Source organism: Phytobacter sp. SCO41 (assembly GCF_003073275.1).
In the GTDB taxonomy this organism is placed as follows: domain Bacteria; phylum Pseudomonadota; class Gammaproteobacteria; order Enterobacterales; family Enterobacteriaceae; genus Phytobacter; species Phytobacter diazotrophicus.
This window is the reverse complement of record NZ_CP027225.1, coordinates 1842270-1865139: the sequence shown is the minus strand read 5'-3', so window position 1 is coordinate 1865139 and position 22870 is coordinate 1842270. Positions and strand designations below refer to the sequence as shown.

At 52.9% G+C, this 22870-nt stretch carries 24 protein-coding genes and 1 riboswitch; of the genes, 9 read left to right on the top strand and 15 right to left on the bottom strand.

The window, feature by feature from the left end; genetic code table 11:
- Window positions 1–19: 19 nt before the first annotated feature.
- From fbaB to thiM, 3 genes are all read right to left on the bottom strand, one after another.
- A complete protein-coding gene (gene fbaB / locus C5523_RS08975; RefSeq protein WP_041851992.1) occupies window positions 20–1072 on the bottom strand; it encodes a class I fructose-bisphosphate aldolase in 1053 nt (350 codons plus the stop codon).
- Between the two features lie 246 nt (window positions 1073–1318).
- The gene (gene thiD, locus C5523_RS08970; RefSeq protein ID WP_108700963.1) at window positions 1319–2119 is read right to left on the bottom strand and encodes a bifunctional hydroxymethylpyrimidine kinase/phosphomethylpyrimidine kinase; all 801 of its coding nucleotides are present in this window, start codon (window positions 2117–2119) and stop codon (window positions 1319–1321) included.
- Window positions 2116–2904 (bottom strand): hydroxyethylthiazole kinase, encoded by a 789-nt coding sequence (thiM, locus tag C5523_RS08965; RefSeq protein WP_107223927.1) that lies wholly within the window; start codon window positions 2902–2904, stop codon window positions 2116–2118. The genes thiD and thiM overlap by 4 nt, the downstream gene beginning before the upstream one ends.
- 34 nt (window positions 2905–2938) lie before the next feature.
- A riboswitch (TPP riboswitch) is annotated at window positions 2939–3036 on the bottom strand.
- 1008 nt (window positions 3037–4044) lie between these two features.
- Here thiM and C5523_RS08960 point away from each other — a divergent pair.
- Together C5523_RS08960 and C5523_RS08955 are read left to right on the top strand one after the other, a co-directional pair.
- A complete protein-coding gene (locus C5523_RS08960) occupies window positions 4045–4377 on the top strand; it encodes a hypothetical protein (RefSeq protein ID WP_041851995.1) in 333 nt (110 codons plus the stop codon).
- 186 nt (window positions 4378–4563) lie between these two features.
- Entirely contained in the window at window positions 4564–4977 is a 414-nt protein-coding gene (locus C5523_RS08955) for a hypothetical protein (RefSeq protein ID WP_155525393.1), read from the top strand.
- A 183-nt stretch (window positions 4978–5160) separates the two neighbouring features.
- Here C5523_RS08955 and C5523_RS08950 read toward each other — a convergent pair whose 3' ends face one another.
- The gene (locus C5523_RS08950; protein ID WP_041851996.1) at window positions 5161–5406 is read right to left on the bottom strand and encodes a hypothetical protein; all 246 of its coding nucleotides are present in this window, start codon (window positions 5404–5406) and stop codon (window positions 5161–5163) included.
- 382 nt (window positions 5407–5788) lie between these two features.
- Here C5523_RS08950 and C5523_RS08945 point away from each other — a divergent pair, with 382 nt between their 5' ends.
- The 3 genes from C5523_RS08945 to C5523_RS08935 all read left to right on the top strand — a co-directional run bounded on the left by C5523_RS08945 (window position 5789) and on the right by C5523_RS08935 (window position 7791).
- On the top strand, window positions 5789–6805 hold the full coding sequence (locus C5523_RS08945; protein ID WP_071195712.1) for a zinc-binding alcohol dehydrogenase family protein: 1017 nt from the start codon (window positions 5789–5791) through the stop codon (window positions 6803–6805).
- Between the two features lie 212 nt (window positions 6806–7017).
- Window positions 7018–7350: an RcnB family protein gene (locus tag C5523_RS08940; protein WP_071195711.1), complete on the top strand. Its 333-nt coding sequence runs from the start codon at window positions 7018–7020 to the stop codon at window positions 7348–7350.
- Window positions 7351–7365: 15 nt separating this feature from the next.
- Window positions 7366–7791, top strand: a complete 426-nt coding sequence (locus C5523_RS08935) for a GNAT family N-acetyltransferase (protein WP_041851999.1) — start codon at window positions 7366–7368, stop codon at window positions 7789–7791.
- Window positions 7792–7808: 17 nt separating this feature from the next.
- On the opposite strand, the gene apbC is transcribed toward C5523_RS08935, so the two are convergent.
- On the bottom strand, window positions 7809–8918 hold the full coding sequence (apbC, locus tag C5523_RS08930; protein WP_071195710.1) for an iron-sulfur cluster carrier protein ApbC: 1110 nt from the start codon (window positions 8916–8918) through the stop codon (window positions 7809–7811).
- Window positions 8919–9094: 176 nt separating this feature from the next.
- Between apbC and metG the strand changes: the two genes are divergently transcribed.
- Together metG and C5523_RS08920 are read left to right on the top strand one after the other, a co-directional pair.
- The gene (metG, locus tag C5523_RS08925; protein ID WP_071195709.1) at window positions 9095–11125 is read left to right on the top strand and encodes a methionine--tRNA ligase; all 2031 of its coding nucleotides are present in this window, start codon (window positions 9095–9097) and stop codon (window positions 11123–11125) included.
- Window positions 11126–11211: 86 nt separating this feature from the next.
- Window positions 11212–11670: a YehR family lipoprotein gene (locus C5523_RS08920; RefSeq protein WP_041852002.1), complete on the top strand. Its 459-nt coding sequence runs from the start codon at window positions 11212–11214 to the stop codon at window positions 11668–11670.
- A gap of 39 nt (window positions 11671–11709) precedes the next feature.
- Here the strand turns inward: C5523_RS08920 and C5523_RS08915 are convergent, their stop codons facing one another.
- From C5523_RS08915 to C5523_RS08895, 5 genes are all read right to left on the bottom strand, one after another.
- Entirely contained in the window at window positions 11710–12186 is a 477-nt protein-coding gene (locus tag C5523_RS08915) for a DUF1456 family protein (RefSeq protein ID WP_071195708.1), read from the bottom strand.
- Between the two features lie 82 nt (window positions 12187–12268).
- Window positions 12269–12613 carry a helix-turn-helix domain-containing protein gene (locus C5523_RS08910; protein ID WP_071195707.1) on the bottom strand — a complete coding sequence of 115 codons (345 nt, stop codon included), beginning with the start codon at window positions 12611–12613 and terminating at the stop codon, window positions 12269–12271.
- Window positions 12610–12951 carry a type II toxin-antitoxin system RelE/ParE family toxin gene (locus C5523_RS08905; protein ID WP_108700961.1) on the bottom strand — a complete coding sequence of 114 codons (342 nt, stop codon included), beginning with the start codon at window positions 12949–12951 and terminating at the stop codon, window positions 12610–12612. Before C5523_RS08905 ends, C5523_RS08910 begins: the two co-directional genes overlap by 4 nt.
- 105 nt (window positions 12952–13056) lie before the next feature.
- Entirely contained in the window at window positions 13057–13776 is a 720-nt protein-coding gene (gene btsR, locus C5523_RS08900; protein WP_041852006.1) for a two-component system response regulator BtsR, read from the bottom strand.
- The gene (locus tag C5523_RS08895; protein ID WP_041852007.1) at window positions 13770–15458 is read right to left on the bottom strand and encodes a sensor histidine kinase; all 1689 of its coding nucleotides are present in this window, start codon (window positions 15456–15458) and stop codon (window positions 13770–13772) included. Before C5523_RS08895 ends, btsR begins: the two co-directional genes overlap by 7 nt.
- 220 nt (window positions 15459–15678) lie before the next feature.
- Between C5523_RS08895 and mlrA the strand changes: the two genes are divergently transcribed.
- On the top strand, window positions 15679–16410 hold the full coding sequence (gene mlrA / locus C5523_RS08890) for an HTH-type transcriptional regulator MlrA (protein WP_041852008.1): 732 nt from the start codon (window positions 15679–15681) through the stop codon (window positions 16408–16410).
- A 58-nt stretch (window positions 16411–16468) separates the two neighbouring features.
- Window positions 16469–16582 carry a protein YohO gene (locus tag C5523_RS08885; RefSeq protein WP_075203650.1) on the top strand — a complete coding sequence of 38 codons (114 nt, stop codon included), beginning with the start codon at window positions 16469–16471 and terminating at the stop codon, window positions 16580–16582.
- Here C5523_RS08885 and C5523_RS08880 read toward each other — a convergent pair.
- The 5 genes from C5523_RS08880 to bglX all read right to left on the bottom strand — a co-directional run bounded on the left by C5523_RS08880 (window position 16557) and on the right by bglX (window position 22760).
- On the bottom strand, window positions 16557–17294 hold the full coding sequence (locus tag C5523_RS08880) for an ABC transporter permease (RefSeq protein ID WP_041852009.1): 738 nt from the start codon (window positions 17292–17294) through the stop codon (window positions 16557–16559). The genes C5523_RS08885 and C5523_RS08880 overlap by 26 nt on opposite strands.
- Window positions 17278–18225, bottom strand: a complete 948-nt coding sequence (locus C5523_RS08875; protein ID WP_108700960.1) for an ABC transporter ATP-binding protein — start codon at window positions 18223–18225, stop codon at window positions 17278–17280. The genes C5523_RS08880 and C5523_RS08875 overlap by 17 nt, the downstream gene beginning before the upstream one ends.
- Window positions 18222–19376: an ABC transporter permease gene (locus C5523_RS08870; protein WP_108700959.1), complete on the bottom strand. Its 1155-nt coding sequence runs from the start codon at window positions 19374–19376 to the stop codon at window positions 18222–18224. Before C5523_RS08870 ends, C5523_RS08875 begins: the two co-directional genes overlap by 4 nt.
- Before the next feature lie 2 nt (window positions 19377–19378).
- On the bottom strand, window positions 19379–20290 hold the full coding sequence (locus tag C5523_RS08865) for an ABC transporter substrate-binding protein (protein ID WP_041852012.1): 912 nt from the start codon (window positions 20288–20290) through the stop codon (window positions 19379–19381).
- Window positions 20291–20462: 172 nt separating this feature from the next.
- Window positions 20463–22760 carry a beta-glucosidase BglX gene (gene bglX / locus C5523_RS08860; protein WP_041852013.1) on the bottom strand — a complete coding sequence of 766 codons (2298 nt, stop codon included), beginning with the start codon at window positions 22758–22760 and terminating at the stop codon, window positions 20463–20465.
- Between the last annotated feature and the right edge of the window lie 110 nt (window positions 22761–22870).

Below are 22870 nucleotides of genomic sequence, written 5' to 3'. Positions count from 1 at the left end.
GCGTTATTTACGCGGGTATTTAAGCGATAGTCACTTTCTTATCGAGATAAACATCCTGAACGGCATTAATTAATTTCACACCGTCGGCCATCGATTTTTTAAACGCCTTACGGCCAAGAATCAGGCCCATGCCGCCCGCACGCTTATTAATAACCGCCGTGCGCACTGCATCGCTTAAATCGGTTTCACCACCGGCCGCGCCGCCAGAGTTAATTAAGCCGGCGCGCCCCATGTAGCAGTTTGCCAGTTGGTAGCGCACCAGATCGATAGGGTTGTCACTGGTCAACTTGCTATAGACGCGTTCATCGGTATAGCCGAAGTTTACCGCTTTATAACCGCCATTGTTTTCCGCCATTTTCTGTTTGACGATGTCCGCACCGATGGTTGCCGCAATATGGTTAGCCTGGCCGGTCAGGTCGGCGGAAACATGGTAATCCACGCCATCTTTTTTGAATGCCGGATTACGCAGGTACGCCCACAGCACCGTGACCATCCCTAACTCATGAGCTCGTTCAAATGCGGCAGAAATTTCTTCAATCTGCCGACGTGACTCCTCAGAGCCAAAATAGATGGTCGCGCCAACGGCGACGGCCCCCATGTTGAACGCCTGCTCTACGCTTGCATAGAGCGTCTGGTCATATTCGGTGGGATAGCTGAGGGTTTCGTTGTGGTTAAGCTTGACCAGGAACGGAATACGGTGCGCGTAGCGGCGCGCCACAGAAGCCAGCACCCCATAGGTGGACGCCACACAGTTACACCCGGCTTCAATTGCCAGCTCAACGATGTTTTTGGGATCGAAATAGAGCGGGTTAGCAGCAAACGAGGCCCCGGCGGAATGTTCGATACCCTGATCAACCGGCAAAATCGACAGATAACCCGTTTTGGCAAGTCGGCCCGTGTTATACAACGTCTGCATGTTACGCAGTACCGCTGGCGGACGGTTGTTATCCATCATCACACGGGTGACGTAATCCTCTCCCGGCAGGTAGAGTTGGTCGGCCGCAATGGTCGTGCAACGGTGTTGTAAAAGGGTGTCGGCATCGTTGCCTAGTAACTGCACAATATCAGTCATCGCTATACTCCCGTAAGCTCCGCATAAAGGCGGATGTGGTTTGTCCTGACCCGATGAATGGGCAGAATAAGCCTGGTACCGTTTGTCGAGGCTTGCCACCATATCGCCGTTTTTCAGCATTTTCTGGTGGCACGTTTCGGCTGGTGGTTTACCGCTTTATGAAGCTCACTATTTTGCCCCCGATTCCCCGGCTGGCGCTACGCTAAGCCGGGCTACGTATTACGTGTAGCGCCATTCGGGGCCCCCTCACCACCATGCATGAAAATGGTGTACCGGGCCGATGCCATATCCCACCTCCAGCGTGTCTGCCTGGGCCAGCGCCGCTGACAGCCAGCGCTTGGCCTCATTGACCGTTGAAGCCCAGTCCGCGTGACGTGGACGCAGTGCCGCCAGGGCGGCCGACAGCGTACAGCCCGTGCCGTGGGTATTTTTGGTTTTTATTCGGGGGGCGGTAAAACGTTCAGTGCCATTACGGGTAAACAGCCAGTCCGGGCTTTCATCGTTATCCAGATGCCCGCCTTTGATTAATACCGCTTCGCATCCCAGCGCCAGCAACGCCTGTCCCTGCTCATGCATCTCACGTTCGTTTCGGGCGTGAGGGGCATCCAGCAGCGCGGCGGCCTCGGGCAGATTGGGAGTAATCAGTGATACCTGTGGCAACAGATGTTGTCGCAGCGCCGTTACCGCCGAGGAGGAAAGCAGCGGGTCACCGCTTTTTGCCAGCATGACGGTATCGAGCACCACATTTTGCACCTGATAGCGGCGCAAGCGCTCCGCCACCGCTTCAACAATATCGGTTTCCGCCAGCATGCCGATTTTGGTCGTATCAATGCGCACATCGCTGAACACCGAATCCAGTTGCGCGGCAACAAAATCAGGTTCAATGCGATAAACCGACTGTACGCCGCGGGTATTTTGCGCCACCAGCGCGGTAATGACCGAACAGCCGTAGGCACCCAGCGCCGAAAAAGTTTTCAAATCGGCCTGAATACCCGCCCCGCCGCTGGGATCCGTTCCGGCAATGGTCAGTGCGTTGATTCGTTTCATACCAGCACCTCCCCGTGAAGCGCATAGAGGGCATCGAGAAACGCCGGGATAAAGCTGCCAGGCCCGCGCGTGGTCGCCACGGCCAGACTGCCTGCCTGTGCCATAAAGGCGCAGGCCGCCGCCACGTTATACAGGCGATCGCCGGGTAATGCGCAGCAGGCGGCTACCACCGCAGACAGCGCGCAGCCTGTTCCCACCACTCGGGTCATCAGCGGGTCCCCCCCCGTAACGCGCAGGGTGCGAAGACCATCGGTGATGTAATCCACCTCACCGGTCACCGCAACAATGGCCCCCGTCTGGCGGGCCAGCGCCTGGGCCGCAGGCAGCGCGGCAATGGCAGTATCGGTAGTGTCGACACCGCGCCCTCCGGCACTCATCCCGGCAAGCGCCATAATTTCCGAAGCGTTACCGCGTATGGCGGCTGGCTGCAAAGTCAAAAGCTCACGACAAAAATCGCTGCGGAAGGTTAATGCCCCAACGGCAACCGGATCCAGCGTCCAGGGTTTACGGGCGGCATTAGCGCTCAAGATGGCCGCGTGCATCGCATCGGCGCGTTCCCGGGTCAGTGTGCCGACATTAATCAGCAGCGCGTCGGCAATGGCGGCAAATTGCTGCGCTTCGTCGCGGTCAATCACCATGGCCGGGGACGCCCCCAACGCCAGCAGAACATTGGCCGTAAAGGTCTGCACCACATCGTTGGTCATGCAGTGGACAAGCGGCTTACATTGACGGAATTGCTGAAGAATTTGCGCGATTTGCGCACGGTGAAGCAGGTCAGGTTGCATCGATTCGCTCCTGCCCGGCGTGAAGAAGGGATGCCGGGCAGGCATCTGACTTCCCTACGCTGGCATTATCCAGATCAGGTGGTACGGGTATTTCTCAGCCCTTTGTGAAAAGGGGCACCCCGAGTCATTCAATTAGGTCTCTTTTAAGAGGAAGCCAGCGTAAAGGAAGTGGCTTGTCGTTGCAAGCTTGCCTGTCAGACCATTACTTTGGCATCTGGAGGAACGAGAGCGCTATGTTATTTTTATACCAATTTTATCGCAGTCAATACCACACCGGATGGTCAAGCCCATGGTGATAAAAAACGAGATGTCTTTACGATTTTGTCTCTAAATATATCCTTACTACTTTACTGGCTCGAACCAGACGGTTTTCACAGCAATAAGCGTTATCTACTTTCACTTTCCGGTGCCGATTTAGCCTCCCTGCTACGTAATACTCAGTTTATCGCAATAATTGAAAAGGCACTTACAAAAATTCCTCGTGTTGGTATCTGGTAAAAGTTAAATATTTTACTTATTAAATATAATGTGCGAATGTGTTTTTGAGTTTCGTGTGAGTAATTTAATTTAACATATAAATTACTTTTTTATATCACACACTGCGAATGCTAAGAATTACTAATGTCAGGAAAGAGAATATAGCGCTACTGGCTGCTACATCACTACAGGTTCGGCGGAAGAGAAGAAGAAAGAAATTTTATTGTGCACAGACAATATGGAGAACACATCCCTCCTTCTTAAGGCACGGAAATAAAGAACACTATGACAAGTTACAACCAGACGGTAAAGGCTAAAAATTTTTAAAAAGCACCAGTACCCAAGGGTAAATATGTAAAATTAAAATGCAGCATTAGTCTTAATCATCGATATTTTTTATTCAATATTTATTAATTAGTCAGCTATTAGTTCCACCACAAAACATCAAGTTTAATTCATCCTTCCTGTATTGACGCACTTTTTTTCGCTACGTAAGATAAATTTACTTTTGTCACCTTTCAAAATAACAAGAATATTCTTAATGCTTTTTTATGTTTTACATTTTCCTACAAACAGCATTTTGTATGTTTATCGTTTACATCAGCTACCGGTAAACAGGCTCGGAAAAGCTTTATCAGGAGCATTAGTTTAGAAAGTATTACTTTGGAAAATAACTTATTAGGGTTAATGATGAAGGCTAATGTCTGTATTTTTATTCTCTCTCTTGTGCTTACCGGTTGCATTGCTGATCACTCACAAAGCTCCGTTGATTACAGCTCTGCATCACCTGCTGCATTATGTGCTGCTTTAGGTAGTGTTAAGGCTAAGCATGACGAATATCAGTTTAAGCGTCTGCAAGATTTAGTAAGCGCGCGTATAGAAGCTAATACCTTCTCAATTAGCGCTGAGCAATGCCAGGATTTAGCGATAAAAGGGATGATTGCTACAAGCTTAAATGAGGAGCTAAGCAAAGCGAATTGCGCTGATGTCGCATAATGCAAGAAGCAATAAGTATTTTTATTTACCTTGCTGAAATATTCATTGTTTTTATTCTACTCGAGTTAATGAAGGGGATAAACAGGAAGTGAAGAAATTCCTTCTCTATGTTGCTGCTTTTATAGTTTTCATCGTCTTAGCGATATGTACTGCGGGTTATATTAAATTTAATGTATTTGGGGATCTATGAAAAAAAGTGTTTTAGCAGGCGTAGTGGTTTGTTTACTTTCCGGTTGTGTTATGGCTAATCCTGCTCATGAAGTTAGCGCCAGAAAAGTACATACTAAAGAGCGCAGTCATAAAAGCGACGTTGAAAAAGTGGAACAAGTAGCCGCCTCAGGTGTACCTGACAGGCTCCATGCCATTAAATTACGCGGTAATGATAGTGGCTATTTCACTGTTGTGATCGGCAATGGTTACACCTCGGCAATGGTTAAAGATGAACCCGCAAAGATCACGCGTAAAAATGAAAATTATTACGAAGTAACAAACAAAGCTTATGTGATTGGTGTTTATCTGGATGAGAACGGCTTTAGCTCCGCCAGTTGGAATCGTCATAAAGGCAGAGATCACGGCGATTTTGTATCAATCACTGACTAACAGGAACAAAAAGAATGCAGCACAACACACCATCAACACGCGATTTTGTTTGTCCTGTCTTTGGTACAGTTCGTTAATTTGCAATAACCCCTTTCATCAGGGGTTATACAGAAAAGCAGGCAAATTGTGACGAGTGGCCTGCTTTTCTATGCCCGTTTTGCATCATTGCCATGCCTGGATGCCTTACTCAGCCACACCAACGACATAGCGGCCATCTTTATTCTTGATCGTGTACCTGTGCGAATCATCACAAATCACAATCAGAGAACCGCCGAACGCGGAAGGATAAACGCCTTCCACCTTGTTGCATTCATGTCCAGCCTCGCGAATCAGCCTCTGGCTTTCCAGTTTCAGTTGCGGGGATCCCGAATCAGCAAGAGCGCCAGCGCATATGCCCACGCCCAACATCACAATAAGAATCCGTTTCAAAGCAACCTCCTTCGCCGGGTAATTAACAGTACCATCGGCAAAAAGTTAAAAGAAATTAATCAATTCAGTCGATAGAAAAGGCAATATTGAGTTTAAAAATAAATAGTAACAGCACCACTGGCTGCAATATCAGGAGGTCGCAACTGAAATCATTGAACCCGTTGCGCTCTGCTGCTCAGCCCAAAATACCGTGCACTGCACTCTGCCATACTGAGTAGCGCTCTGTCACTGCTCACCGCAAGGAACTTTCAGCGTTGAGGCATCGCACGCTATTTTCACTTCTGGAGGATAAGTGCTCCCCTCCCGCGCGGGTTTTTCACCTGCCCCCAGGCGAACTAGCATTAACACATCCCCTGACGAATACTGAAATCACGGAGTGTTTATGAAAGCTATTGCTATTACTCAGGCCGCACAGAACGGCAGCAACATTGACTTTTTAACCGACATTGAATTACCGACGCCGAAAGCCGAAGGTCATGATGTGCTGGTCGAAGTGAAAGCCATCTCTGTTAACCCGGTGGATACCAAAGTCCGCGCCGGGTTTAACGCCGATAAACCCCGCGTGCTGGGCTGGGACGCGACCGGTGTGGTTACCGCCGTTGGCGACAAGGTCACGTTATTTAAGCCCGGCGACGAAGTCTGGTATGCCGGGGCATTGACCCGTCCTGGCAGTAACAGCGAATTTCAACTGGTGGATGAGCGCATTGCCGCCCACAAACCTGCCTCGCTGGATTTTGCCTCTGCCGCGGCCCTCCCGCTGACCGCCATTACCGCCTGGGAAATGTTGTTTGACCGTTTAGGCGTACGTGAAGAGGGCAACGAAGGCGACGTACTGCTGATTGTCGGTGCCGCAGGCGGCGTAGGCTCTATTCTGACGCAACTGGCGCGTAAATTGACCCGTCTGACGGTGATTGGCACGGCATCCCGCCCGCAAAGCCAGCAGTGGGTTAGCGAGTTGGGCGCGCACCATGTTATCGATCACAGCAAACCGTTAACCGAGGAGCTGGCGCGCATTGGCATTAAGCAGGTCAGCCACGTTGCCAGCCTCAACAACACGGAGCAGCACTATCAGCAGTTGATCAATGCCCTGCAACCACAAGGCAAACTGGCCCTGATTGACGATCCGCAATCACTTGACGCTGTGCCCTTAAAAGTGAAAAGCATTTCTTTGCACTGGGAATTTATGTTTACCCGCTCCATGTTCGGGACCGCCGATATCGCGGAGCAACACCGTTTACTGGCGCGTGTCGCCGCACTTATTGATGATGGGGTTATCAAAACCACGCTGGGAGAACACTTCGGCGCCATCAACGCACAAAATCTGCGTAAAGCGCACCAGTTGCTTGAAACGCACCGTGCGGTAGGCAAAATCGTGCTGGAAGGATTTTCTGCGCACTAACGCATTGAAATATAGCCAGGATTTCTCTTAAAAACACTTTTATACTCAGGCGGATAGCGAAAAAAGCGTTCCGCCTCTCCTGCTGTTCTCTTCTTTTGCTTACACTTTTTACCAAAGCATTATTTTCATAACATTTTCGCGGTTGCGACGTCGCCAGACGGTAGTCGATGATAAGCCCCGCGAAATGAAAACCCACGACACCTGGAGAGATTATGGGTAAAACAAAAATGTTGCTTCTGGGAACATTATTGGCAACGGCCAGTGCGACTTTTGCTGCACCGCAAACCCCTGCCGCGACAGGCGGAACCCAGTCTTATGAAGTGAAGGATTTTGTTGCCGATTTTACTAAATTCACCATCGGCGATACGGTGCCCGAAATGTACCGTAGCGAAGAGTACAACATTAAGCAGTGGAATCTGCGCAATTTGCCTGCGCCTGATCCGGGTAGCCACTGGACCTATATGGGTGGAAATTACGTGCTTATCACGGACGCCGACGGTAAAATTTTGAAAGCCTACAATGGCGACATCTTTTACCACCGTTAATTTCAGGAAATCCTATTGATTATTCGCCCCTGGCAAGAGAACGACCGCCCTTTTCTGCGTACATTGTTCCTGCATTCCCGCAGGGCAAACTGGACATGGCTGGACGGTAGCGACTGGCAACTGGAAGATTTTGACGCCGTTACCCGTGATGAAACCATCTGGGTGGCGGAAGAAGACGGGCACCGGCTTGGTTTTGCGGCCGTGTATGTGAACGACAATTTTCTGCATAGCCTGTTTGTTGACCCGAATGCACAAGGCAAAGGGGTCGGCAGCGCGCTGCTGAAAAAAGTGCAGTCTGAATTTACCAGTACAGGTTCACTGAAATGTCTGGTGCAAAACCACCACGCGCTGGCGTTTTATCAGCACCATGGCTGGCACGTTGAAGCGGAAGGCACATCGCCGGACGGGAACTATCTGCTCATGCATTATCGGCTGCCCTGACGGGCAGCCTTATCCATTTATACCGCGCGAAACGCGATATCACCGGGAATCACTTCACCCTGCCAGTAGAGTTGTGCCGCAACGCGCCCCGCCAGCTTGCGGTACAAACCGGTGAACTCGCTGTCCGGACGGCTGACCACCGTCGGCTGCCCCCGGTCGAGATCTTCACGCAGGCTAATGTGCAGTGGCAGTTGCCCCAGCAGTTGCGTGTGGTACTGCCCGGCCAGTTTCTCTGCCCCGCCGGTACCGAAAATCGGCTCGTGATGACCACAGTTGCTGCAAATGTGCATGCTCATGTTTTCCACGATACCCAGCACCGGTACTTCCACTTTCTCGAACATCACAATGCCTTTTTTGGCATCAATCAGCGCGATATCCTGCGGCGTGGTCACCACCACCGCGCCGGTAACCGGAATATTCTGCGCCAGCGTAAGCTGGATGTCGCCAGTGCCCGGCGGCATGTCGAGTACCAGATAGTCAAGATCGGGCCACATAGATTCTTGCAGCAGTTGCAGGAGCGCCTTGCTGGCCATTGGACCGCGCCACACCATGGCATTATCGTCAGTCACCAGATAGCCAATGGAGTTGGTCGCCAGTCCGTGCGCCATAATCGGCGCCATATGAGTGCCATCCGGCGAGGTCGGGCGTTCACCTTCCGCCCCCAGCATCATCGGGATTGACGGGCCGTAGATATCCGCATCCAGAATACCGACTTTTGCCCCTTCCGCCGCCAGCGCCAACGCCAGATTGACGGCGGTAGAGGATTTTCCTACCCCGCCTTTACCGGAGCTGACGGCAATGATGTTCTTTACCCCGTTCACGCCAGGCTGATTTTTCACCCGCTTTAAGGTGGCGACATTGTGGGAGAGCTTCCAGTCAATCGCTCGCGCGCCCGTAAGTCGCAGTAGTTCGGCACTGCATTGCTCTTTCAACTCTTCAAACGCACTGCGCCAGACAAAGGGCATCAGCAGTTCAATATGAACGGTGTCATCCAGCCAGGCAACATGATGAACCGCCTTAAGCGCGGTAAGATTATGCTTGAGGGTTGGGTGCTGAAAATTGGCCAGCGTTCCGGCGACGAGCGCACGCAAGGCTTCAGGGGATTTGGCCTGGGATTGAGAGTTCATCCCGACTCCTTGTTATGTTGTTCTAAAAAGACATTGTTAAGGTTCAAGTTTACTCCACTGTCACCCATTTTTCATTTCTCAATAGTGCCCAATCCAGGGCGGGCTTTTATGGCACAACTTTTCCCTTTCAGGTAACATCAAAACCCCTTTTTACTAAAGAAGAAGTAATACCCACTATGACTCAAGTCGCGAAGAAAATTCTGGTAACGTGCGCATTGCCGTACGCCAACGGCTCAATCCACCTCGGCCATATGCTGGAGCACATCCAGGCTGATGTCTGGGTCCGTTACCAGCGAATGCGCGGCCACAATGTCAACTTCATCTGCGCGGACGATGCTCACGGCACGCCGATTATGCTCAAAGCGCAACAAATGGGCATCACCCCGGAGCAGATGATTGGTGACATGAGTCAGGAACACCAGACGGATTTCGCTGGCTTTAATATCAGCTATGACAACTACCACTCTACGCACAGCGAAGAGAACCGCGAGCTGTCGGAGCTGATCTACACTCGCCTGAAAGAGAATGGTTTTATTAAAAACCGCACTATCTCTCAGCTTTACGACCCGGAAAAAGGGATGTTCCTGCCGGATCGTTTTGTGAAAGGCACCTGCCCGAAATGTAAGTCTCCGGATCAGTACGGCGATAACTGTGAAGTGTGCGGCGCGACCTACAGCCCGACCGAACTTATCGACCCGAAATCCGTGGTGTCCGGCGCAACGCCTGAAATGCGTGATTCCGAACACTTCTTCTTCGACCTGCCTTCGTTCAGTGAAATGCTGCAGGCGTGGACCCGTAGCGGTGCGCTGCAGGAGCAGGTGGCCAACAAAATGCAGGAGTGGTTCGACGCCGGCCTGCAGCAGTGGGATATCTCCCGCGACGCACCCTATTTCGGTTTCGAAATCCCCAACGCGCCGGGCAAATATTTCTACGTCTGGCTGGATGCGCCTATCGGCTACATGGGCTCCTTCAAGAACCTGTGCGATAAACGCAGCGACCTGAACTTTGACGACTGGTGGAAAAAAGAGTCTGATGCCGAGCTGTATCACTTTATCGGTAAAGACATCGTCTATTTCCACAGCCTGTTCTGGCCAGCGATGCTGGAAGGCAGCAATTTCCGCAAGCCGACCAATCTGTTCGTGCATGGCTACGTGACCGTGAATGGTGCGAAGATGTCCAAATCGCGCGGCACCTTCATTAAGGCCAGCACCTGGCTGAACCACTTTGATGCGGACAGCCTGCGTTACTACTACGCGGCGAAGCTCTCTTCCCGTATCGATGACATCGATCTGAATCTGGAAGATTTCGTTCAGCGCGTTAACGCTGATATCGTCAACAAAGTGGTGAATCTGGCGTCCCGTTGTGCAGGCTTTATCGCCAAACGTTTCGATGGCGTACTGGCGGCTGAGCTGGCGGATCCGGCATTGTATAAAACCTTTACCGATGCGTCAGCCACCATTGCTGATGCGTGGGAGAGCCGTGAATTCGGCAAAGCGATTCGTGAAATCATGGCGCTGGCTGACGTGGCTAACCGTTATGTTGACGAGCAGGCACCGTGGGTTGTCGCAAAACAGGAAGGTCGCGATGCTGATCTGCAGGCGATTTGCTCCATGGGCATCAACCTGTTCCGCGTGCTGATGACCTGGCTGAAACCGGTTCTGCCGACCCTGAGCGAACGTGTCGAGGCGTTCCTGAACACCACACTGGTTTGGGATGCTATCGAACAGCCGCTGCTTGGCCACAAAGTGAATACCTTTAAGGCATTGTATAACCGCATTGAGATGAAACAGGTCGAAGCGCTGGTTGAGGCGTCAAAAGAGGAAGTGAAAGCCGCTGCCGCACCGGTCACCGGTCCGCTGGCAGATGACCCGATTGCCGAAACCATCAGTTTTGACGATTTCGCTAAAGTCGACCTGCGCGTGGCGCTGATTGAAAACGCGGAGTTTGTCGAAGGTTCTGACAAGCTGCTGCGCCTGACGCTGGATCTGGGCGGTCAGAAACGCAATGTCTTCTCCGGCATTCGTTCCGCCTACCCGGACCCGCAGGTGCTGATCGGTCGCCTGACGGTGATGGTCGCTAACCTGGCGCCGCGCAAAATGCGCTTCGGTATTTCAGAAGGTATGGTAATGGCCGCAGGCCCTGGCGGGAAAGATATCTTCCTGTTAAGCCCTGATGAGGGTGCCAAACCTGGCCAACAGGTAAAATAAATCGCTGAAAGGCGCTGTGAAAACAGCGCCTTTTTTTTATTGCACTATTCTTCAATGGACAGGATTTTTCTAACAAAAGGGGCTTTATGAATATGTTTAAAAAAATGATCGCCATCGCACTGACTACTCTGGTCTTATTTGCCGTCAGCGGCTGTGGTGACAAAGAACAGAGTAAGACATTTAACTGGACGGATGGCAAAACAGAGATTTCTCTGACCTATTACTATAAAGACGATGTGGTATTACGTCAGACGGCAAAGAATAAGATTCAGTACGCAAGCGTTGGGGCCGCAAATAAAGAGGCAGCTATGCAACGCCTGGGGCCGATCAGTGAGAAATACAAATCGATTCAGGGCGTAACGGAAAGTATCGATTATCAGGACACTTACGCGACAGAAACATTGACTGTCGACTATACCAAAGCCGATCGTAACGCATTGCAGCAGATACAGGGCGCGGCGTTCACCGGTGATGTGAAAGATGGCGTCAGCATGACGAAATCACAGCAGCTTCTGGAATCACATGGTTTTAAAGAAGTGAAATAATCAACGTGCCAGCGCGCTTGTCACGCGCTGGCATTGCCTTTACTGAGCAGCAGGTTTCGCGTGCTCACGCACCGCCAGTCCACGCAGGAAATAACGTAAGAACTGATCGCCGCATTCACGGAAATTTTTATGCTCGGTCGCCCGCATCATGGCGGTAATCTCCGGCATGGAGACGCGGAATTTCTGCTCGGTGAGGATCGCCAGAATATCGTCCGTTTTCAGCGAAAAGGCGATGCGTAATTTTTTAAGGATGATGTTGTTTGTCATCTTACGCTCGGTCACCAGCGCAGGCTGAGATTCATCTTTACCACGGCGTTCATAAATCAGGCCGTTGAGGAAGACAGACATCATAATGTCCGGACAGCGCTGAAAGCCCTCTTCATCTTCTTTGTGCAACCAGCCGACAAGCTGCTCGTCGCTCACCGGGGCGTCTGCCAGCGCAAACACGCGCTTGAGGTCGCCATTATTCATTTTCAGTGCGTAGCGTAAGCTACGTAAGATATCGTTATTGAGCATAAAGCCTTCGAAAAAATCATCGTAAGCGCGCAGTCTACCATCAAAAGCTACAACCCCAGCGCTTCTTTTAGATTGCAGCCGGTTAAACCTTATCAATAACCAGTTGCACACGTTTTCCAATCAGTGTTGCCATACCGACCAATGTATCAATGGTGAATTTTTCTGTTTTCTGGTTAACGACATCGGACACGCGGGGGCGAGAGACATGGAGAACTTTGGCGGCATCGACCTGTTTAAGACCGTTGTGTTTCATCCAGTCGGTGATTTCCATCATCAGTTGCTTCTTTAATTCATCGGCTCTTGCCATCTCTTCTCTGGACGCAGCCAGCAGTTGCGATGCCTCCTGCGGGGCAAACCCAAGGTCAGAAAAAATGTTGCCACTGGCTTTTGTGATGTGACGAACCTTTGTATCCACTTTATGCGTCATTTTTTCTGTCTCCATTCGTCTCGTGCTGCTTTATATCGTGCTTTGATGATGGCGATATCCCGCTGGCTCGTTTTTTGTGTTTTCTTTTGAAAACAATGCAGGACACAAACGACATCGGAAAACCTGGCGACATACACCACACGATACTCACCATCTTCACCATGCAGGCGAATCTCAATGACGCCCATCCCCCACTCATTAATCGGCTTCCAGTCCGTCGGTTCCCTGCCATGCTGAACTTTGTGGAGTTCGAAACCTGCGATACGCCTTATCGCCTGCGGGAAAGTGATGAGATCGTCGAGTGTAGAGCCTCGCCAGTTGATATCCTTTGCATACATTACTGCGCATCCTTACTGTGTGTGGATGCGTATAAAATTATATACCAGGCTTGTTCACAATAGCAGCGATGCTTTCTTGCGAAAAAGTTCGCGTTTTATTAGCGGCTACAACCCCAGCGCTTCTTTTAAGTTCTTAAGATAGCGACGGCTAACCGGCACAGTCTGTCCGTCGCGCAGCAGCAACTCCGCCTGGCCGTTATCTTCCAGACGGATCTCTTTCAGATGTGCCATATTCACCAGATACTGCCGATGGCAGCGCAGCAACGGCGTACGGCTCTCCAGCGTGCGCAGGGTCAGTTCGGTGAAGCCCTCTTTTCCGTCGTGGCTGGTGACATAGACGCCGCTCATGCGGCTACTCACAAACGCAACCTCATCCATCTGCAACAGATAAATGCGGCTATGCCCGGTACAGGGAATAAATTTCAGCGAGGCCTGATTTTCCGGCAGCACCGATACGTCCTGGACATTGCGCTCCTGACGCAGCCGGGTGAGGGTCTTCTCCAGGCGGCGCGCCTCTATCGGTTTTAGCAGATAGTCAAAGGCATGTTCCTCAAACGCCTTCACCGCGTATTCATCAAAAGCGGTGAGAAAAACCACATAGGGTCGGTGTTCCGGGTCGAGCATCCCTACCATTTCCAGCCCGCTAATGCGCGGCATCTGGATATCAAGAAACAGCACGTCCGGGCGCAATTTATGCACCGCGCCGATGCCCTCAACCGCGTTGGCGCATTCGCCCACAATCTCAATGTCGTTCTCTTCCTGCAGTAAAATACGCAGATTTTCACGCGCCAACGGTTCATCATCAACAATCAGCACTTTTAACATGCGCTTTCCTCCAGCGGGAGTCGTAGGGTAATTCGGGTAAAGATATCAGGCTCGCAGGCAACCGAAATGCCGCATCCATCACCAAAGCGCGCCCGCAGGCGCTTATCCACCAGACTCATCCCTAAACCACTGGCATCCGTTTTGGGCTGATACAGCCCGGCATTATCTTCAATATCCAACACCAGATGGTCACCGTCCTGGCTGGCGTTAATGGTGATTTCCCCTACGCCAAGCAGTTGTGAGGTGCCATGTTTAATGGCATTTTCCACAATCGGTTGCAGGGTAAAAGCGGGCAGATGGAGATGCGAAAGCGCATCCGGTACGTGCAGTTGTACCTGTAGGCGGGACTGAAAGCGCGCCTTTTCAATTTGCAGATACGCATTAACGTGTTCAAGCTCATCGGCCAGGGTGACGATTTCCGACGGTCGCTTAAGGTTTTTGCGAAAGAATGTCGACAGATATTGCACCAGCAGACCGGCCTGATCGCTGTCGCGGCGGATCACCGCCATCAGCGTATTCAGGGCATTGAACAGAAAATGGGGATTGACCTGAGCATGCAGTAATTTGATTTCCGACTGGGTCAGCAACGCTTTTTGCCGCTCATACTGTCCGGCAAGGATTTGCGCCGACAGCAACTGCGCAATCCCCTCTCCCAGGGTGCGGTTGATGGAGCTAAAGAGCCGGTTTTTTGCTTCATACAGTTTGATGGTGCCCACAACGCGCTGGTTTTCACCGCGTAATGGAATGACCAGCGTTGAACCCAGTTTGCACTGTGGATGCAGCGAGCAGCGGTACGGCACCTCATTACCATCGGCATACACCACTTCGCCACTTTCGATGGCTTTTTGCGTCCAGACGGACGAGATAGGCCTGCCGGGAAGATGATGGTCGTCCCCCGTGCCGGTAAACGCCAGCAGCTTCTCGCGATCGGTAATCGCCACCGCGCCGATATCCAGCTCTTTATAGAGAACCTGGGCAACTTTCATGCTGTTTTCTTCGTTGAAGCCCTGACGCAAGATCCCTTCGGTCGATGCGGCGACTTTGAGGGCCGTGGCAGAAAACGCCGAGGTGTATTTTTCAAACATGGCGCGCTTGTCGAGCAGGATACGCATAAACAGCGCCGCGCCCACGGTATTGGTCACCATCATTGGGGCAGCAATACTTTGCACCAGATGCAGCGCGCTCTCATACGGTCGGGCGATAAGCAGGATGATCAGCATCTGTGTCAGCTCCGCTACGCAGGTAATGGCCCCGGCGGTAAGCGGATTAAAGACCCTGTCGGTGCGGCCACGCTTGATTAAAATACTGTGTACCAGCCCACCGAGCAGCCCTTCCACGATGGTGGAAATCATACAGCTCAACGCGGTCATGCCGCCCATTGAGTAACGGTGTAACCCCCCCGTTAACCCCACCAGCCCGCCCACCAGCGGGCCGCCGAGCAACCCGCCCATCACCGCACCAATCGCGCGGGTATTGGCAATAGAATCTTCAATATGCAAACCGAAATAGGTACCCAGAATGCAGAAAATCGAAAAGGTGACATAACAGAGCAATTTATGCGGCAGACGTACCGTGACTTGCATCAGCGGAATAAAAAGACGTGTTTTGCTCATCAGCCAGGCGATAACCAAAAACACACACATTTGCTGGAGCAGCAGCAACACCAGATTAAATTCGTACATACCCGCAGCACCGCGTTGACTGAAAGCGCGTACCTTACATGGAGTCGCGCAGAGATTCTTTGAGGGTTTCCAAAAAAATGTTAATTCGTGCTCGTTATCACAATCCTGAAAGCATAATGATACGAAATGGATACATATCGAACATTAAACAAACAATTCAACCTGGTTTAAGTAAGAACGGCTAAAGTTAAAGTGGGGGATTTCTTGCAAAGGTGAAACCATGGCGCTTTACACGATTGGTGAAGTGGCGATGTTATGCGATATCAATCCCGTGACTTTGCGGGCATGGCAGCGACGCTACGGATTGTTCAAACCACAGCGCACGGAAGGCGGTCATCGGCTGTTTACCGATGCCGACATCGACCGAATTCGTGAAATAAAACGCTGGATCGATACCGGGGTCCAGGTCAGTAAAGTACAGACCCTGCTCAATAATGAACCCGAACATGAACGCAATGGCTGGCGCGCGCAGCAGGAAGCAGTATTGCAGATTCTGCAAAGCGGCAACCTGCAGCGGCTGCGTCTGTGGATCAAAGAGCGCAGCCACGACTATCCGGCAGAGACCCTGATAACCCACCTGTTTATCCCTCTTCGTCGCCGTCTGCAATCCCAGCAGCCTGCCCTCACGGTGATGCTCAGTCTGCTTGATGGGGTGTTGATTAACTATATTTGCGGTTGCCTGAATACCGCGCGCAAGAAAAACGGGCGTGACGCGCTGGTTGTCGGCTGGAATGTGCAGGATACTACCCGAATCTGGCTGGAGGGCTGGATGGCAAGCCAGCAAGGCTGGCGGGTGGACGTGCTGGCGCACTCGTTGAGTTATCTGCGCCCGGAGATGTTTGAAGGCCAGACATTACTGGTGTGGTGTGGCGAGGCCCCCTCCTCGTCACAGCAAAAACAGATGCATGACTGGCAGCAAAACGGACATGCCATTTTCCCCCTGGGCATTTAATGGTTCATTAACAGCCCCGCTTCCTCGTATAATACTTTTCTTAACAAAGGAGCGAAAAATGAACCTGTCCAAACTTACCGTCATTGCGATTTTTCTGCTGATGGCGATCGGCGGCATCGGTGGCGTGATGCTCGCTGGCTACTCTTTTATTGTTCGCGGCGGTGCAGGCTGAATAAGCGGGCAAGACGCTCAAATCCTCTATCAACAATGATAGCGGCCAGCGCAACCAGAACGGCCCCTTGCACGACGTAAGCCGTATTAAACCCGCTCAGACCGATAATGATCGGCGTTCCCAGCGTGCTGGCGCCGACCGTAGACGCAATGGTCGCCGTACCGATGTTAATAATCACGGACGTGCGGATCCCGGCGATAATGACCGGCGCCGCCAGCGGCAGTTCAACCCTGAAAAGTTGCTGCATACTGCTCATCCCCATCCCTTTTGCCACGCTGTGTACGCTCTCCGGCACGGCGGCAATGCCCGCCAGCGTTCCCTGTAATATCGGCAAGACCCCATAGAGGATCAGCGCGATAATGGCAGGCTCGCGGCCAAATCCCATAACCGGTACCGCAATGGCCAGTACCGCCACCGGTGGAAAGGTCTGTCCTACTGCGGCAATGGTCTCCACCAGCGGGCGAAATTCGCGGCCCCACGGGCGCGTCACTGCAATTCCCGCCCCCAGCCCGATAACGATCGCCAGCAGACTCGACACCCCCACCAGCCAGAAATGGGCAAGCGTCAGGGAGACAAAACTTTCCTGCTGATAAACCGGTCGCGGCAACTGGGGAAATAGCGTGCCAAAGAGTGCGCCGCTGTAGGGCATCGCCACCAGCAGTGCGACAAACACGGCGATAAGCCAGAGTAACGGGTCACGCAGAAGTCTCATTGAGCGCCTCCGTTCTGAGCAGGTCGCGAAAATGCAGCGTACCGCAGGGCACGCCTTGCGCATCAGCGACGGGGAGCACATCACACTGGCGGGCGACAAACAGCGATAAGGCTTCGCGCAAGGTCATATCCTCTCGCAGTGGTTCCCCGGCCACCGTTTCGCCCGGCCGCATCCAGGCGCTGACATGGCGCAATGAAAGCAGACGAACCCCCAACTCGCTGCGACCAAAAAAGTCGCGGACAAACGGGGTTGCCGGGCGGGTTAACATCTCCAGCGGTGTCCCCTGCTGCACAATCGCCCCACTGTCCATTAAGACCAGGTGATCCGCCAACTGTAACGCCTCATCAATATCATGGGTGACCAGCACAATGGTGCGGCCCAGCAGACGGTGGATACGAATCATCTCCTGCTGGAGCGCACCGCGCGTGACCGGATCCAGCGCACCGAAGGGTTCATCCATCAGCAACACCTCCGGGTCTGCCGCCAGCGCGCGGGCTACACCAACACGCTGCTGCTGACCGCCGGAAAGTTGATGGGGAAAACGGTCGCGCAGGCTCTCATCCAGCCCCAGTAAAGCCATCAGTTCATCTACTCGCGCGGCGATTTTCCCTCGCGACCATTTTTGCAGTTGCAACACGGTAGCGATGTTGTGGGCCACCGTCCAGTGCGGAAACAGGCCTATCGACTGAATGGCGTAACCCATCCGCCGACGCAGTTCCAGTACTGGCAGGCTGCGGATCTCTTCACCGGCAAACAAAATGGTGCCTTCATCATGTTCCACCAGGCGGTTGATCATTTTCAGGGTGGTGGACTTCCCGGATCCTGATGTACCAATCAACACGGAAAACGCGCCGGTTTTACATTCAAGATTCAGATCGCTCACCGCCTGTTGCCCGGCGAAGGATTTGCTGACATGCCTGAATTCAATCATGGCTGTTTTACCTCCAACAGCGCGATACCCAGCGCAAACAGTGCGTCCACGACCACTGCCAGAGCAATAACCGGGATCACACCCAATAACACAAGATCCAGTGCGCTACTTAAAAGCCCCTGAAACACCAGTGCGCCAAAGCCGCCTGCGCCAATCAGCGCCGCAATCACCGCCATGCCCACCGTCTGTACCGTGACCACCCGCAGGCTACGCAGCAAAATGGGTAACGCCAGCGGCAGACGTATATGCAAAAACCGCTGACGGGCGCTCATGCCCATCCCTTTGGCGCTTTCAAGCACATCTACCGGCACCTGGTTTAAGCCCGCCACCACACCGCGAACCAGCGGTAACAACGCGTAGAGAACCAGCGCAATCAGCGCTGGTGTGATACCGGTCCCCGCCACGCCGAGCGAACCCAGCCAGGGGAACTGCGCCACCAGCCCTGCCAGTGGTGCGATCAGCAGACCAAATAGCGCAACGGACGGCACGGTCTGAATCACATTCAGTACGGCAAACACCGATTGTTGACGCGACGGATGGCGATAACACCACAGGCCGATACCTACCCCCAGAGCCAGCGCCGGTAGCAGCGTACCAAACAGCAGTTTGAGATGTTGCGCCAGCGCATCGTTAAAGACGTCCTGCCGATTCGCGTACTCCTTAAGCAAAGAGAGCGAATCCAGTTGCCCACTGAGCAACAGCCACAGGGGCAGGATCCAGATTTGCGCATGCAGCAGCCAGCGCCAGACCGGATTGACCGTTAGCCGTCGGATTGCATCACTACTGGCCAGTAACGACAGCGCCAGCCACAGCCATAAGCCGCTGCCGGGGGAGGTGCGGGCAAGTGCGCTGCCAGACTGCGCCAGATCGGTGGCCGCCCTGCCCGCGCACCAGACTAAGGCGCAAAATGACGCTTCGGTAAGCAGTAACGTTGCCAGACTGGCAATGCGATGCGGGAGAAAGCTCAAAAGCAGTAGCCCTGCCGGTACAAGCAGTCCCCAGGCGGCATATGCGGGCCAGACCTGCCAGATTGCACGACTTTCCCCGGAGACCAGGCGGTTAGGGGCGTAACTCACGAAGGGCAGTGTTATTGCCGCCAGTGCCAGTAACACCAGCAGCAACAACACGCGGTTATGACAACGTCGCTCCACGTTTATTTAATCAGTCCCTTTCCTTTCAGGTAATCGGCGGCCACTTTTTTGGCGTCGAGACCTTCCACTGCAATACTGGCATTCAGTTTCTGCAGCGTTTTTTCATCCAGGCTGGCAAATACCGGTTTCAGCCACTCATCCAGTTGCGGGTAAGCTTTCAGCACCGCTTCGCGCACAACCGGGGCAGGCGCATAAATGGGCTGAACGCCTTTCGGGTCGGTCAGGGTTTGCAGCCCCAGCGCCGCAACCGGCCCATCTGTGCCGTAGGCCATCGCCGCGTTCACGCCTGATGTTTGCTGTGCAGCGGCTTTGATGGTCACTGCCGTATCACCCCCCGCCAGCGACAGCAACTGCTGCTGGTTGAGCTTGAAGTTATAGGCTTTTTCGAAGGCCGGTAAGGCATCGGTACGCTCGATAAACTCGGCGGAAGCGGCAAGTTTAAAGGTACCGCCCTCTTTCAGATAGCGGCTGAGATCGTCAAGGGAGACCAGCTTGTTTTTCTGCGCAACATCCTGGCGTACCGCGATAGTCCAGGTATTATTGGCAGGCGCTGGCGTCAGCCAGACCAGTTTGTTTTTCTCCGCATCCAGCTTTTTGACTTTGTCATAGCCTTGCTGCGCATTTTTCCACGCCGGATCGTTCTCCTCCTTAAAGAAAAACGCGCCATTGCCGGTATATTCCGGGTAGATATCCAGTTCACCCGAGGTGATCGCCCCGCGCACCACCGGGGTGGTACCCAACTGGACTTTATTGACGGTTTTCACGCCATGGCTTTCCAGGACCTGCAAAATAATATTACCCAGCAGCGCGCCTTCGGTATCAATCTTGGAACCCACTTTTACCGGCTCAGCCGCCTGTGCGCCTGCGGCCAGCATCAATAACCCTGCAGCGCTCCATTGCGAAAATGATTTCATGCTCTTACCTCTTTTTTTGTGGTGCCTGGATTTCCGGCTGTGCAAAAAGCGTAGTAGAGAATCGACCTGGAATAAATCAGTCGTTCAGATTTTGATGTTTCTGATTAGACGAAGCGGTTATAACGCAAGGGGTTTAAAGATGAAAGGCCGCTAAAAAGCGGCCTTTGCGGGGTTACTGGAGGGTAAATTCACCCTGTTTAACACGGGCTGAATCCAGGCCGATAAAGACATTGAATTTGCCGGGTTCTGCATCGTATTTCATGCGTTGATTCCAGAACTTAAGCGCCTCGATATCAATCGGGAAGCTGACGGTTTTGGTTTCCCCGGCTTTGAGATCCACTTTTTCGAAACCACGCAGTTGTTCTACCGGACGACTCATGGACGCCGTCACATCCTGCAGGTACATCTGGACAACCGTCGCGCCGTCGCGTTTGCCGGTATTGGTAACATCGACGCTGGCCGTCACTTTGCCGTCACGGGTCATGGTCGGCGCCGACATTTTCACATCGGAGACGTTAAACGTGGTGTAACTCAGGCCGTAACCGAACGGATAAAGCGGACCATTGGCCTCGTCGAAGTAGCGTGACGTGTACTTGTTCGGTTTATCGGCATTATACGGACGCCCGGTGTTCAGGTGACTGTAATAGACCGGGATCTGCCCGACGGAGCGCGGGAAAGACATCGGCAGCTTGCCGGACGGGTTGTAATCACCAAACAGCACATCAGCGATGGCATTACCGCCTTCGGTACCGGCAAACCAGGTTTCCAGGATCGCATCGGCCTGCTGATCTTCTTTCACCAGCGCCAGCGGACGACCGTTCATCAGCACCAGCACCAGCGGTTTACCGGTTGCTTTTAGCGCGGCAATCAAATCACGCTGGCTTTGTGGGATGGTCAGATCCGTACGGCTTGACGCTTCGTGTGCCATCCCCTGGGCCTCACCGACGACCGCTACGACGACATCCGATTTCTTCGCCACGGTCACGGCTTCATCAATCATCTCCTGCGGGCTGCGTTTGTCCTGCACTACGGCTGGCTCATACAGATTGAGGAAATCGACAATGCCTTTATCGTCAGTGATATTCGAACCGCGAGCGTAGAGGATAGTACCTTTAGGCCCCACTGCGTTGCGGATACCTGTCAGCACGGTTACGGATTGCCCCGCCACACCGGCTGCCGACCAGCTTCCCATCATGTCACGCTTGCTGTCCGCCAACGCACCGACCACCGCGATGGTCGCGTCTTTTTTCAGCGGCAGTGTGTCGAGACGGTTTTTCAACAGGACCAGACTTTCGCGCGCCACTTCTCGTGCTTCTTTACGATGCAGACGACTTTCCGCATTGGTGTCTTTCGGGTCTGAATCTTTCGGCCCCAGGTGACTGTACGGGTCGTTGAACAGACCCATGTCATATTTCACGTTCAGCACGTGGCGGGTCGCATCGTCGAGTTCCGCCATGGTGACCTTACCGGATTTGATAAGCCCCGGCAGGTACTTGCTGTAGTACTCATCGCTCATGCTCATGTTAATACCGGCTTTGAGCGCCACGCGTACCGCGTCTTCCGGGTCGGCGGCCACGCCGTGTTTGATCAATTCTTTGATTGCGCCATGGTCCGAAACGGTGATGCCTTTAAAGCCCCACTCATCGCGCAGGACATCTTTAAGCAGCCAGGAATCGGAAGTTGCCGGCGTGCCGTTGAGAGAGTTCAGCGCCACCATGACCGCACCGCTGCCTGCCTCCAGCCCGGCTTTGTACGGCGGCAAATAGTCGTTGAACAGACGCTGTGGGCTCATATCAACGGTATTGTATTCCTTGCCCCCTTCAACCGCACCATAGGCGGCGAAGTGCTTGACGCTGGTCATAACCGAATAGCGATCCGCCGGGCTTTTGCCCTGCATGGATTTCACCATCGCGCGGCCCATTTCCGTGGTCAGGTAGGTATCTTCACCAAAGCCTTCAGAGCCACGGCCCCAGCGCGGATCGCGGGATACATCCACCATTGGCGCCCAGGTCATGTTCAGGCCGTCATCCGCCGCTTCATAAGCGGAAACGCGCCCGACGGTTTTCACCGCATCAAGATTGAAGCTGGAGGCCAGACCCAGGCTAATCGGGAAGACGGTCCGTTGACCGTGGACCACATCGTAGGCAAAAAACAGAGGAATTTTCAGGCGGCTAAGCTGCATGACCTGATCCTGCATCGCGCGGATATCCGGGCGGGTCACGGTATTAAAGATGGCGCCGACCTGGTTTTTGGCAATCATGTCACGGATGGCTTCTTTCGGATTGTCCGGCCCGACGCTAATCAGTCGCAGTTGCCCAATTTTTTCATCCACCGTCATTTTTTTTAGTAATTCAGTGACAAACGCATCCCTTGCTTGCGGCGTCAGAGGATGGTTACCAAACATCTCTTCTGCCATCACCGGTTGTAGCGCAAGGCTTACGGCGACACCTACCGAACATAGCCATTTCATGTCGTTCACTCTCTCGTTTATACAGCCACTCACGGGCCTGACCATGAAAAAAACGCAGTGTGCCATAATCGTAGTCCGGCTTGCAGAGTTATTCTCTGATTTTTCTGAGA

Excerpts from the sequence above, each read along its gene's own strand:
- fbaB (WP_041851992.1), bottom strand. The coding sequence starts at position 1,072 with ATGACTGATATTGTGCAGTTACTAGGCAACGATGCCGACACCCTTTTA.
- thiD (WP_108700963.1), bottom strand. The coding sequence starts at position 2,119 with ATGAAACGAATCAACGCACTGACCATTGCCGGAACGGATCCCAGCGGC.
- thiM (WP_107223927.1), bottom strand. The coding sequence starts at position 2,904 with ATGCAACCTGACCTGCTTCACCGTGCGCAAATCGCGCAAATTCTTCAG.
- C5523_RS08955 (WP_155525393.1), top strand. The coding sequence starts at position 4,564 with ATGAAAAAAAGTGTTTTAGCAGGCGTAGTGGTTTGTTTACTTTCCGGT.
- C5523_RS08945 (WP_071195712.1), top strand. The coding sequence starts at position 5,789 with ATGAAAGCTATTGCTATTACTCAGGCCGCACAGAACGGCAGCAACATT.
- C5523_RS08940 (WP_071195711.1), top strand. The coding sequence starts at position 7,018 with ATGGGTAAAACAAAAATGTTGCTTCTGGGAACATTATTGGCAACGGCC.
- apbC (WP_071195710.1), bottom strand. The coding sequence starts at position 8,918 with ATGAACTCTCAATCCCAGGCCAAATCCCCTGAAGCCTTGCGTGCGCTC.
- metG (WP_071195709.1), top strand. The coding sequence starts at position 9,095 with ATGACTCAAGTCGCGAAGAAAATTCTGGTAACGTGCGCATTGCCGTAC.
- C5523_RS08920 (WP_041852002.1), top strand. The coding sequence starts at position 11,212 with ATGAATATGTTTAAAAAAATGATCGCCATCGCACTGACTACTCTGGTC.
- C5523_RS08915 (WP_071195708.1), bottom strand. The coding sequence starts at position 12,186 with ATGCTCAATAACGATATCTTACGTAGCTTACGCTACGCACTGAAAATG.
- C5523_RS08910 (WP_071195707.1), bottom strand. The coding sequence starts at position 12,613 with ATGACGCATAAAGTGGATACAAAGGTTCGTCACATCACAAAAGCCAGT.
- C5523_RS08905 (WP_108700961.1), bottom strand. The coding sequence starts at position 12,951 with ATGTATGCAAAGGATATCAACTGGCGAGGCTCTACACTCGACGATCTC.
- btsR (WP_041852006.1), bottom strand. The coding sequence starts at position 13,776 with ATGTTAAAAGTGCTGATTGTTGATGATGAACCGTTGGCGCGTGAAAAT.
- C5523_RS08895 (WP_041852007.1), bottom strand. The coding sequence starts at position 15,458 with ATGTACGAATTTAATCTGGTGTTGCTGCTGCTCCAGCAAATGTGTGTG.
- mlrA (WP_041852008.1), top strand. The coding sequence starts at position 15,679 with ATGGCGCTTTACACGATTGGTGAAGTGGCGATGTTATGCGATATCAAT.
- C5523_RS08885 (WP_075203650.1), top strand. The coding sequence starts at position 16,469 with ATGAACCTGTCCAAACTTACCGTCATTGCGATTTTTCTGCTGATGGCG.
- C5523_RS08880 (WP_041852009.1), bottom strand. The coding sequence starts at position 17,294 with ATGAGACTTCTGCGTGACCCGTTACTCTGGCTTATCGCCGTGTTTGTC.
- C5523_RS08875 (WP_108700960.1), bottom strand. The coding sequence starts at position 18,225 with ATGATTGAATTCAGGCATGTCAGCAAATCCTTCGCCGGGCAACAGGCG.
- C5523_RS08865 (WP_041852012.1), bottom strand. The coding sequence starts at position 20,290 with ATGAAATCATTTTCGCAATGGAGCGCTGCAGGGTTATTGATGCTGGCC.
- bglX (WP_041852013.1), bottom strand. The coding sequence starts at position 22,760 with ATGAAATGGCTATGTTCGGTAGGTGTCGCCGTAAGCCTTGCGCTACAA.